This is a genomic window from Lentimicrobium sp. L6, assembly GCF_013166655.1.
Taxonomy (GTDB): domain Bacteria; phylum Bacteroidota; class Bacteroidia; order Bacteroidales; family UBA12170; genus UBA12170.
Genome location: NZ_JABKCA010000006.1, coordinates 91,554 through 101,061, shown reverse-complemented (window position 1 = coordinate 101,061; position 9,508 = coordinate 91,554). Strand labels below are relative to the sequence as shown.

Sequence of the window (9,508 nt, the reverse complement as noted above, 5' to 3'; positions counted from 1 at the left end):
CAGCCCAAACACAAACAGCCGATGCAGGATTATGTGGCGCAGCGGTAACAGTAGTGGCACCATCAACAGCAGATAACTGTGCAGTAGCGACTATTACCAATGATATCAATGGAACCTCCGATGCCAGTGGTTTCTATAATGTAGGAACAACTACTATTATCTGGACTGTAGAAGATATCCATGGAAATATCAGTACAGATACCCAAGATATAACAGTAACAGATGATGAATCACCGATAGCAAGCTGTCAAGACTTTACAGTAAATCTAGATCCAGGAACAGGAGCAGCGAGTATCGCGGCCACCGATATTGACAATGGAAGTACCGATAACTGTGGAATCACCACTATGAGTGTGACACCAAATGCGTTTACCTCCGCTAACTTGGGCGCTAATACAGTGACCTTAAGTATAGAAGATGCGGCAGGTCATATCAGCACTTGTACAGCGACGGTAACAGTAACTGATTTAACGCCTCCAGTAGCAGTATGTCAAGACATTACAGTAGAACTAGATGCAACTGGAACAGCAAGCATAGTAGGAACCGATATTGACAATGGTTCATACGATAATGGCGTAGTGGTTTCTTTAGATGCCAATCCAAACACATTCGATTGTACAAATGTAGGAGTGAACACAGTAACGCTAACAGTAACTGATGATGCAGGTTTAACCACAACATGTGAGTCTATAGTAACAGTAGAAGACAATATTGCCCCAGTAATGGCCTCACAGAATGTAACTATTCAATTAGATGCCTCAGGAGCAGCCAGTATTACAGCCGCCAATATTGATAATGGAAGTTATGATAACTGTGATTTCACCTTAACAGCAAGTCAAACAGACTTTGCTTGTACAGACCTAGGCTTAAATACAATTACCTTAACCGGAACAGATGCCAGTAATAATGTATCAACAATTACTGCCGATGTCACAGTAGAGGATGTTATTGACCCAAGTATTACTTGTGGAGCAGCAATAAGCCAAACCGCAGATGCAGGACAAGCCAATGCTTTAGTAACAGTAGTAGCACCAGTAACAGGAGATAATTGTACCGTATCAAGTATCACAAATGATTTCAATAATACAGCCGAAGCAACAGATACTTATCCAGTAGGAACAACAACTATCACTTGGACGGTAACAGACCAAAGTGGTAATACCAATACTTGTACTCAAGAAATAGTCATCACAGATGATGAATCTCCAAGTATAGCATGTGAAGGCGCAATGACACAAACAGCAGATTTAAATAGCTGTGATGCGTCCGTAGCAGTAATTGCTCCAACAACTTCAGATAATACAGGCGTAGCTAGTATCACTAATGACTATAATAATACAGCCGATGCCACAGATACTTATCCAGTAGGAACAACAACTATCTTATGGACAGTAGAAGATATCCATGGCAATGCAGCAACTTGTACTCAAGATATCGTTATTACAGATACTGAGAACCCAAGTATCACAGCTGCAGCAGCCCAAACACAAACAGCCGATGCAGGATTATGTGGCGCAGCGGTAACAGTAGTAGCCCCAACAACAGCAGATAACTGTTCAGTAGCGAGTATTACAAATAACTTCAATGGAACCTCCGATGCTAGTGGCTTCTATAATGTAGGAACAACCACCATCACCTGGACTGTAGAAGATATCCATGGTAATATTAGTACTGATAATCAGGATGTTATCATTACTGATGATGAAGCTCCAATTGCAAGTTGTCAAGATATTACAGTGAACCTTGATGGTATGACAGGAACAGCAAGTATAGTTGGTGCAGATGTGAATAATGGCAGCACAGATAACTGTGGAATTGTAAGCATGGATGTTTCTCCAAATGCATTTACTGTTGTTGATTTAGGTGAAAATACTGTAATTCTAACATTAACAGATGCGGCTGGAAATACATCGACTTGTACTTCTATAGTGACTATTGCTGACTTAACACCTCCTACTGCTATTTGTCAAGACATCACTATTCAATTAGATAATGCCGGGCAAGCAAGTATTGTTGGCTCTGATATTGACAATGGTTCTTATGATAACGGAATGGTAGCTAGTTTAGAAGCTATTCCAAACTCATTTGATTGTTCAAATACGGGAATTAATAATGTTACCCTCCTCGTTAAGGATAATGCAGGCTTAACAGCTACTTGTATTGCTCAAGTAACAGTGGAAGATAATATTTCTCCTGTTATGTTATCTAAAGATATCACTGTTCAATTAGATGATATGGGAACGGTAAGTATTACACCTTCGGATATTGACAATGGAAGTTATGATAATTGTTCTGCTGCCTTGACAATCAGTCAATCTGACTTTGTTTGTAGTGAAGTAGGAGTACATACAATCACATTAACAGGAACTGACCCAAGTGGTAATGCAACAAGCACTACTGCTCAAGTAACAGTTGAAGATAATGTGAATCCTATAGCCATTACAAAGGATATAACAGTATCACTTGATGATTTAGGTTTAGCTTCAATTATTCCTGCAGATGTTGATAATGGTTCAAATGATGCCTGTGGAATTGCAAATATGCAAGTAACACCATTCGATTTCGATTGTTCAAATGTTGGACCTAATACAGTAGAGTTACTTGTAACTGATGTTAATGGAAACCAGAATACAGAATCTGCGATAGTAACAATTATAGATGAAGTGGCACCAATAGCTATTTGTCAAGATATCACTATTCAATTAGATGCTACAGGAAATACAAGTATTACAGCAGCTCAGGTTGATAATGGCTCAAATGATGCTTGTGGAATAGCTAGTTTAGATGTTTCTCCAAATACATTTGACTGTTCTAATGTTGGAGGGAATACAGTAACTCTTACAGTAGAAGATGTAAATGGAAATGTAAGTTCTTGTCAAGCACAAGTTACGGTTGAAGACATCACACCACCAGTAGCTATTTGTCAAGATATTACTATTCCTCTAGATGCATTAGGTAATGCTTCAATAACAGGAAGTGATATTGATAATGGTTCAAATGATGCCTGTGATATTGCTAGTTTAGTTGCCAGTCCTAATGTATTTACTCCAGCAAATGTTGGTGATAATACCATTACGCTTACAGTAACTGATGTTAATGGTAATATTAGCACTTGTGAAGCAATAGTTACTATTCAGGATATAACACCTCCGAATGCGATTTGTCAAGACATAGTCATTCAGTTAGATGATTTAGGAAACACAAGTATAACAGCAGAACAAGTTGATAATGGTTCAAATGATGCCAGTGGTATTGCTAGTATTAGTATTAACCAAACAGACTTTGATTGTAGCCATGTTGGAGCAAATACGATAACGTTAACAGTAATTGATAACAACGGAAATATTTCAACATGTGAGTCAACAGTAACTGTTCAGGATTTAATTGCTCCTATAGCAATAAGTCAGAATATTACTATTCAACTTGATGCCAGTGGAAATATGGGTATTACTCCAGAACAAATAGATAATGGTTCTAACGATGCTTGTGGGATAGCTAGTTTATCAGTTCTTCCAAATGCATTTGATTGTAGTCATATTGGAGATAATACGGTAGTTCTTACAGTAACTGATAATAATTCAAATGTTTCAACAATTGAAGCCATTGTAACTGTTGAAGATTTAGTAGCTCCAATAGCTATTTGTCAAGACATCACTGTTCAGTTGGATGTAAACGGACAAGTTAGTATAGTTGCCAATCAGGTTGATAATGGTTCAAATGACGCTTGTGGTATTGCAAGCATGACAGTTCTTCCAAATACATTCGATTGTAGTCATGTAGGAGCTAATATGGTCACATTGACTGTAACTGATAATAATGGTAATGTATCTACATGTGATGCTACGGTAAATGTTGAAGATAATGTGGCCCCTGAAGCTTTATGTCAAGGGCTAACAGTTCAACTTGATGAATTTGGTAATGGAAGTATCACAAATGAGCAAATAGATAATGGTTCAAATGATGCTTGTGGAATTGCAAGTCTTTCTTTATCGCAATATGATTTCGATTGTTCTCATGTAGGTTCTAATACCATCACACTCACCGTAACTGATGTTAACGGAAATATTTCAACATGTGAATCAGCAGTAATTGTTGAAGATAATATTGCTCCTATTGCTATCAGTCAAGATATCACTATTCAGCTTGATGCCAGTGGAAATTTGAGTATTACTCCAGAACAAATAGATAATGGTTCTAACGATGCCTGTGGAATTGCTAGTTTATCAGTTCTTCCAAATGCATTTGACTGTAGTCATATTGGACCAAACACTGTAGTTCTTACTGTAACTGATAATAATGCGAATGTGACTACTGTTGAAGCCACCGTAACAGTGGAAGACTTAGTAGCACCAATCGCAATTTGTCAAAATATCACAGTTCAACTAGATGTTGATGGCTTAGCTAGTATCACCCCAGAACAAATAGATAATGGTTCTAATGATGCTTGTGGTATTGCTAGCTTATCAATTTCTCAAAGTGATTTCGATTGTAGTCATGTTGGGCCAAATACAGTTACACTTACAGTAACTGATGTTAATGGAAACTTTACCACATGTGAATCCATAGTGACTATAGAAGATAACATAGCTCCTGAAGCCATATGTCAGAATATAGTAATTGAATTAGATGAGAATGGTTTAGCTTCTATTATCCCAGAGGAACTAGATAATGGTTCTAATGATGCTTGTGGAATTGCAAGTCTAGCAATATCTCAGTCTGATTTTGATTGTACTCATGTTGGTGATAATACAGTGATTTTAACAGTAATAGATATTCATAATAATGTTTCAACATGTGAATCAATAGTTACAGTTGAAGATAATATTACACCTGTGGTTATTACTCAAAACATTAGTATTGACCTTGATGAAACAGGTTTTGCAAGCATAACTCCAATGGATATTGATAATGGTTCTTATGATAATTGTACTTTTGAATTAAGCCTTGGACAAAGCGAGTTCGATTGTAGTCATGTTGGTGACAATACAGTAGCCTTAATTGGAACAGATGCAAGTGGAAATGTAACAAGTGTAAATGCCATTGTAACAGTATATGATGTAACTGCACCTGTTATTACTTGTCCTGAAAACCAAGACTTATATATTGGTGTAGGTTGTAAAGTATTGCTTCCTGATTATTCTTTTGAGTTAAGTATAATTGAGGCTTGTGGAGTGGGTAGTATTACTCAGATTCCAGCTCCAGGAACTATATATACTCAAGAAACAGCTGGTCTTCATAATATTGAGTTTACAGTGGTTGATGTTAACGGAAATGAGACTTCTTGTAACTTCGAACTTGAAGTAATCGACTTAGAAGCTTTCACAATACTTGATGTGACTTCTACTAATGTGATGTGTTTTGGTACTGCTGATGGAACAATAACTGTTGCAACAGATGGAGCTCCTTCTGGCTTGTTCTACAGTATCGATGGCATTGACTTTACTAATACCTCTGGATATTTTACTGGAATTGCTCCTGGGAATTATGCAGTCTATGTGAAGAATACTAATGATTGTATGACAATCTGGTCTGAATACATAACGATTACTGAACCAGATTTACTATATATCAATGATATCATTAAAGAAGATGTGGAAGGATGTTACGGTGAAGCAACAGGTAGTATTTATGCTTATGCTTTCGGTGGAACTAAACCTTATCAGTTCTCTATCAATGGTGGTATAGATTGGCAGCCTCAGTACGGTTTCGATGACCTAACAGCAGGTGAATACAATCTCATTGTAAAAGATGCTCACGATTGTATTGCTGAATGGAACGAGCCTATTATTATTGTTGAGCCTCCTCTATTAACTATTACATTGATGCAGTTAAAACCAGTATTCTGTTATGGAGATGCCACCGGTAAAATTAAAACAAATGTAAGTGGTGGAACTCCTCCATATCAATATGTATGGGCAGGTCCTAATGGATTTACTGCGGATACTAAAAATATTAACCAGTTGTTAATTGGTGATTATGTTCTTACAGTAACTGATATTAATGGATGTGAAATGGTTTCAGAAGTTTATACCATCACTCAACCTGATGAGCCATTAACTATCGATGCGGTCATTCCAACCAATATCACGACTTGTTTTGGTGATGAAAATGGTATTATTGAGATTTATACTCATGGAGGGACTCCAAGATATCTATATTCTGTGGATGGTGGTGTATCATATCATGTGAATAATGTAATAGAGGATCTTCCAGCTGGAGAATATGATATACTAGTTATTGATACCAATTCATGTATTACTGTTTGGAATGAAACTATAACTTTAACTCAGCCAGAAGAGTTATTAATCACCGGGGTATCACATTCTAATGTATTTGGCTGTACTGGTTCTGCTTCGGGATCTATACATATATCAGCAATTGGCGGAAGTAATATGATTCGGTATTCAATAGATGGGGGTTTAAATTACTTTAGTAATAACGGTATATTCAATAACCTTACCGCTGGTATATATGATGTTAAAGTAAAAGATGGTCATGGTTGCAGAATTGATTATGAGCAAGAAATAGTAATTTCAGATCCAGAAGTACTAATGATTACGGATGTGACAACAAGTAACGTAACAGGTTGTTATGGACAAAGTAATGGTAGTATTCAAATGTTAGCCCAAGGAGGGATTGGTACGATTTCTTATTCTATCAATGGTGGTGAAAGCTATGAGCAAAATGGTGGGATTTTTGAAGGTGTCTCCTCTGGCTCTTATGAGTTGATATTAAAAGATGAAAGTGGTTGTGAATATTATTATTCTCAGAACCCAGTATATATTCAACAGCCAAGTAAGATTAATATGTCTGTTTTTAATACTCATGTTGAAAGCTGCAATGGGGATGCAAATGCATCTATTACAATAAATGCTTATGGTGGAGCTGGTAATTATTCTTATTTAATTCAAGCTGGTGGCAATTGGTCTTCAAATCCTGTATTTGAGAACTTAGGTGCTGGCGTATATGAAGTTTGGGTAATGGATGGTAATAATTGTGTTATGCCTTACGAGAATAACCCTATAGTAATTACAGAGCCAATAGAATTAGTAATTAGTAATATTGAATCAATCAATCCAATTTGTTTTGGCGGATTTGGAAGTATTACTATTCTATCAGAGGGTGGTACAGGAATGTATAGTTATAGCATTGATGGTGGAACCACTTACCAAAATGCACCTAACTTTAATGAAGTAGTCGATGGAGAATATATAGTGGCAGTTCAAGATGAAAATGGATGCGTCACAGTATATGAAACACCTGTTGTTATATCAGAACCTGATGAAATCTTAATCTTAGGATTAGAGAAATTAGATGAAGCTTGTGATAATCAGCTAGGCTCCATTCAGGTAGCTGCATTGGGTGGAACAGGACAACTATATTACTCTATTGATAATGGTCAAACATATCAAACTAGTCCAACCTTTATTGACCTTATGGCTGAAACCTACATTGTTAAAGTTAAAGATGAAAATGGGTGTGAGGTTTATTGTCCAGAAAACCCTGTAGTTGTTGAAGCATATGATGAACTACAATTATATGTGAGCCAGACCAATGTTGAAGGATGTTTTGGAGACATAAGTGGAGAACTACATATTCAAGCATTTGGTGGACATGGTGAATTGAGTATATCTATTGATGGTGGGCTTACCTGGGCGCCATATCAATCTGATTATACAGAGCTACCAGCAGGTGATTATCAAGTAATATTAAGAGACTCATATAATTGTGAATTCGAGTATCAGGAAACTGTTAGTATTACACAACCTGATGAGCTTAAGGTGTTTGCTAGTAGTCCTAATAAGTATTTAGGTTGTTATGGACATACAGATGGTGAAATTCATATTACAACTACTGGTGGAACAGGTGAAATTCTCTATTCAATTGACGGGGGTGACTCTTATTTTGAAAGTGATGGAATCTTTGAAAACCTTCCTGCTGGTGAATATGAGATATTTGCTAAAGATGCCAATGGATGTATTGCTAGTGATGATGCTCCAATTCAAATAGAGCAAGCTGAAGAAATCTTATTGTCAGCAAGCATTCAAAATGTCACTAATTGTTATGATGGAAATGATGGTTCTATCAAAGTCGCTGTTAGTGGTGGTGTTGGAGAATTTGAATATTCTATTGATGGTGGAGATACTTGGAATCAATATGCAGAATTTGATGAATTATCCGCAGGTAGTTATGAAGTCTTAGTGATGGATGAAATAGGATGTATAAAAGAACATGAATTGAATCCTATAGTGATTACAGCTCCTGAACCCCTAGAAATAGAGATGGTAACATCATTTAATTTAAGCTGTTATGGTTCTGATGATGGACGAATAGTTGTTGAGTCTGAGGATGCTGTTTCGTTCTCTATCGATAATGGTGTAACATATCAACCAAGTCCGGTATTTGAAGACTTAGCAGCAGATGAATATTATATTAAAGTTAAAAATGCCAATGGTTGTTCTGCTAGTTACGATAATCACAATATAGTGATAGCAGAGCCTTCCGAAATGCATATAGCTCAAGTTTATAAGTCAGATGTAAATTGTACTGGAGTATTTGGTAGAATTGAAGTGGTAGCAGATAAAGGTGCTGAATTCATGGAATATTCTATTGATAATGGAATCACATTCCAAGCAAGTCCAGTCTTTGAAGGTTTATTCCCTGGGAATTATAATGTGGTTGTTTCTAATGGCTCTGTTTGTAGTATCGATTACGAATTTAACCCAGTTTCTATTGGCGATATGAATCAGTTTGATATAGCATTCGAAGTTAATGATGGTAATCCAGCATGTGTGGGTTCTGAAATTGAGCTTACAGCAATTGTAGAGGATGGTATGAGTTATAACTGGAGTAGTGGTCAGGTAGGTCGTAGTATCATCGTTAGTGAGGAAGAAGCTGGTGAGAAAGAGTTCACTTGTTTGGTGATTAGAGAAGATGCCTGTTCTACAGCCGATACAGTTGTTGTTGACTTCAAAGGTCTTCCAGATGTGAGTATCGATGTGGAGAATGAGCAAGAAGCCTATTGTGTTAACCAAGAAGTTATACTCGAGGCTTATGCTCCAGGTGCAGTAAGTTATCAGTGGAATATGGAACTAGAAGATGGTCCTTTTAATGAAGTTCAAGCTCATATGGCTGGACAAGTTGAATACACTGTTAGTGTTTTCGATGAGTATGGTTGTAGGAATGAGAAATCTATTGAATTAGAATTTAAAGAATGTGGAGTGAGTAATTCAGAAATGAATATCGGACTTTACCCAAACCCAACTGATGGTAAATTTATTCTTGAGCTCATTGGAGCAGAGGATGAAGTTAATATTCAAATTTATGACTTCCGTGGACGTAGAGTAATAGAACGTAAGATTGTTGATAATTCTGCAACGATTATTAAAATAGACTTCGACTTAGAAAAGTATGAAAGAGGGGTTTATATGATAATGGTCCAGCAAGGAGAACAGCATAGTGTTAAACGTGTGGTGGTTCAATAACTTATAATCAAATATCATTTGAA

Annotated in this window: 1 protein-coding gene; it reads left to right on the top strand. The window is 36.7% G+C overall.

Annotated elements, in window-relative coordinates; genetic code table 11:
• Positions 1-53 precede the first annotated feature (53 nt).
• Complete coding sequence (locus HNS38_RS02795) at positions 54-9,485, top strand: HYR domain-containing protein (protein WP_216663623.1); 9,432 nt, start codon at positions 54-56, stop codon at positions 9,483-9,485.
• Positions 9,486-9,508 lie beyond the last annotated feature (23 nt).